Here is a 3,620-nt window from a genome sequence, read left to right on the forward strand (position 1 = left end):
CAGGCCCGGCTCCTGACCGTGATCAACGAACAAGGCAGCCCCGCCGAAACACGGATCGTGGCGATCTGCAACGCCCCCGAACCGGAGCAGTGCGAGGCCAGCCTGCGGCCCGACCTGTTCTACCGGCTGGCCGCCATGCGCATCGATCTGCCGCCGCTTCGCCAGCGCGGCGAGGATATCTTGACGCTGTTCACCCGCTTTGGCGAGCAATTCGCCGAGGAATATGGCACCGAGGCCCCGCAGGTAACCGCGCAAGAGGCCGCTCAGCTGTTGCAGGCGCCATGGCCGGGCAATGTGCGCCAGCTGATCAACATCGCTGAACGCGCCATCTTGCAACAGCGGCGCGGGTCAGGCTCGATCGCGTCGCTGTTGATGGCCGACAATGCCGACATCGCCCCGCAAGCCATCGGCGAGGGCAAGCCGCTCAAGGAATATGTCGAAGCTTTCGAGCGGATGCTGATCGACAACACCATGCGCCGCCACCGCGGATCGATCGCCAATGTGATGGACGAGCTGTGCCTGCCGCGGCGCACACTCAATGAAAAGATGACGAAATACGGCCTCAGCCGGTCGGATTACCTGTGAGCGCGCTTTGGGCTGGGCAAGCCGCTGACGAATTGCCATTGCGTTTTGCAAGCCGCGCCCCTTAATGTGAAAGGACCGGCCGATGCGCCGGGTAATCAGTTTATCTGCATCCCCCATCCGCGCAGCGAACCGTGCGCGACAGGGATCGCAGGTCGATCGGGCCCTGGATGTAACTGTCCGGACCCAAATTGAACCGCCTCGGCAACGGGGCATGAAGGGCCGTATCGGACAACCGAAGCGGCCGGAGACAGATGCGATGCACGCTTCGGGCACTGACATGGCGAGACGGATAGGGGCCTTGTTCCCTGCCGCAGCCATCGCCCCCGGCATCGCCTTTACAACATATCGCGACTTGGCCCCCGCCGTCCGGTGCAATGCACCGCCGGGGCGCGCGCGCGGCCCGTCGCGGGCAAGGACAAAATGGCTAAGCAGATGCTCATCGACGCCACCCATCCGGAGGAAACCCGGGTCGTGGTGGTTGACGGAACCAAGGTCGAAGAATTCGATTTCGAATCGCTGAACAAGCGACAACTCGCCGGAAACATCTATCTGGCAAAGGTCACGCGGGTCGAACCCTCGCTACAGGCGGCCTTTGTGGATTACGGCGGAAACCGGCATGGTTTCCTTGCGTTTTCGGAAATTCACCCCGATTACTACCAGATCCCGGTCGCCGATCGCGAAGCGCTCTTGCGCGAGGAACGCGAATACGCCGAATCCATGGCCGATGAGGCCGAGGAAGAGGCAAAGCCCAAACGCGCCCGCCGCACCCGTCGCCGCAAAACCACCGACACGAAGGCCGAGGGCATGGCCAGTGACGCCGTGGCAACCGGCACCGTATCGACCCCCGGTGGCATGGAGGTCGTCGATCTGGGCGACATGGATGACGCCGTCGATCTTTTGGGTGACGGGGCGGGTGATGACCATGATCACAACCACGATCACGATGATGATCACGACGACAGCGCGGAAGATGATGGCGAGGCCGCACAGGCGCCCGAAACCGTCACCGATGACGATGCCGAGGAAGACATCCGCCCCACCCGCAAGCCCCGGGCCCGGAGATACAAGATCCAGGAGGTCATCAAGGTCCGCCAGATCATGCTGGTGCAGGTCGTCAAGGAAGAACGCGGCAACAAGGGCGCGGCGCTGACAACCTATCTCAGCCTTGCGGGGCGCTATTGCGTGCTGATGCCCAACACCGCGCGCGGTGGTGGCATTTCCCGCAAGATCACCAATGCCGCAGACCGCAAGAAGCTCAAGGAAATCGCTCAGGAAATCGATGTGCCGCAAGGCGCGGGCCTGATCATCCGCACCGCGGGCAGCCAGCGCACCAAGACCGAGATCAAGCGCGATTACGAATATCTCCAGCGGCAATGGGAACAGATCCGCGACCTGACGCTGAAATCCATCGCGCCCGCGCCGATCTATGAAGAGGGCGATCTGATCCACCGTACCATCCGCGATCTCTACACCCGCGAGATCGACGAGGTTCTGGTCGAAGGCGAGGCAGGCTATCGCCACGCCAAGGACTTCATGAAGATGATCATGCCGTCCCACGCCAAGAACGTGAAACCCTATACCGACACCACGCCGCTGTTTGCGCGCTACAAGGTCGAGGGCTATCTGGCCGACATGTTCAACCCGACCGTTCAGCTCAAATCGGGCGGCTACATCGTCATCGGCATCACCGAGGCGCTGGTGGCCATCGATGTGAACTCGGGCCGCGCCACCAAGGAAGGCTCGATCGAGGAAACGGCGCTCAAGACCAATCTCGAAGCCGCCGAAGAGGTCGCCCGGCAGGTCCGCCTGCGCGATCTGGCGGGTCTCATCGTCATCGATTTCATCGACATGGATGAGCGTCGCAACAATCTTTCCGTCGAAAAGCGCCTGAAAGACAAGCTCAAGTCCGACCGCGCCCGCATTCAGGTTGGCCGCATTTCGACCTTTGGCCTTTTGGAAATGTCGCGACAGCGTCTGCGCCCCGGCATGCTGGAGGCCACGACCCAGCCCTGCAAGCATTGCCATGGCACGGGTCTGGTGCGGTCCGACGACAGCCTGGCGCTGTCGATCCTGCGCCAGCTTGAGGAAGAGGGCGGCAAGGCCCGGTCGAAAGAGGTCAAGGTGATCGCCCCCGTGGGCATCGTGAACTACCTGATGAATGACAAGCGCGATTATCTTGTGGCCATCGAGCAGCGCTACGGCATGTCGATCCGCATCGAGGCCGACGCCACCATCGTCTCGCCTGATTTCAAGATGGAACGGTTCAAGACCGCCACCCGCAAGATCACGGCCGTCTCACCGGTGATTGCGATGGATGCATCGCTGATGGACGACATCGAAGATGAACCCGAGGTGATCGAGACCGAGACCGAGACCGAGACCGAGACCGAGGTCGATGGCGCTGACCTCGAGGCCACCCCGACCGCTGCCCCGGCCCCCAGCGCACCAGCCGGCGACAGCGAAGCGGGCGATGATCAGCCGCGCAAAAAGCGCCGTCGTCGTCGCGGTGGTCGCGGGCGGCGCAAGAAGATCGGCGAGCCTGGCTTTGAGATGGGCGATGGATCCACCGCAGCCGAAGGCGACGAGGATGAGGATGATGGCGAAGAGGATGCGGGCCTGACCGACGCCGCTGTTCAAGCGCCTCTGGCGCAAGCCACGCCCGAGGATGGCGCGGTTGCCGAAGCCGCATCTGCGCCCGAGCCCGACGCAAAGCCCAAGCGGCGCCGCAAGGCCGCCACCCCCAAGGCCGCCCAGACAGCCGAGGTGGCCGTCACCGAGGCCGCGACCCCGCTCGACGCATCCCCCGAGGGCGACGCCCCCGCCGAAGCGGCGCCTGCCAAGACCCGCCGCCGTAGCCGCGCCAAGGTCGCAAAACCGACACCCGTTGCGTCCGCCGACGCGGTTGCCGATACGGTTGTCCAACCCGAGGCCGACAGCGCTATCGCACCCGCGCCAGAGCCAGAGCCAGAGCCGGTGCCAGCACCAGAGCCAACACCAGAGCCCGCGCCCGAACCGGTCGCCGCTGTGGTTGGCGA

The 3,620-nt window shown here is 63.8% G+C and carries 2 protein-coding genes; both read left to right on the forward strand.

The window, feature by feature from the left end; genetic code table 11:
* The coding region (locus Q0094_RS14440; RefSeq protein WP_297621160.1) for a helix-turn-helix domain-containing protein at positions 1–585 on the forward strand (585 nt) is incomplete at its 5' end.
* Between the two features lie 420 nt (positions 586–1,005).
* Positions 1,006–3,620 (forward strand): ribonuclease E/G (locus Q0094_RS14445; RefSeq protein WP_297621164.1); only part of this gene is annotated, 2,615 nt, incomplete at its 3' end.

The sequence above is a fragment of the uncultured Roseicyclus sp. genome, from assembly GCF_937892565.1.
GTDB lineage: Bacteria > Pseudomonadota > Alphaproteobacteria > Rhodobacterales > Rhodobacteraceae > Roseicyclus.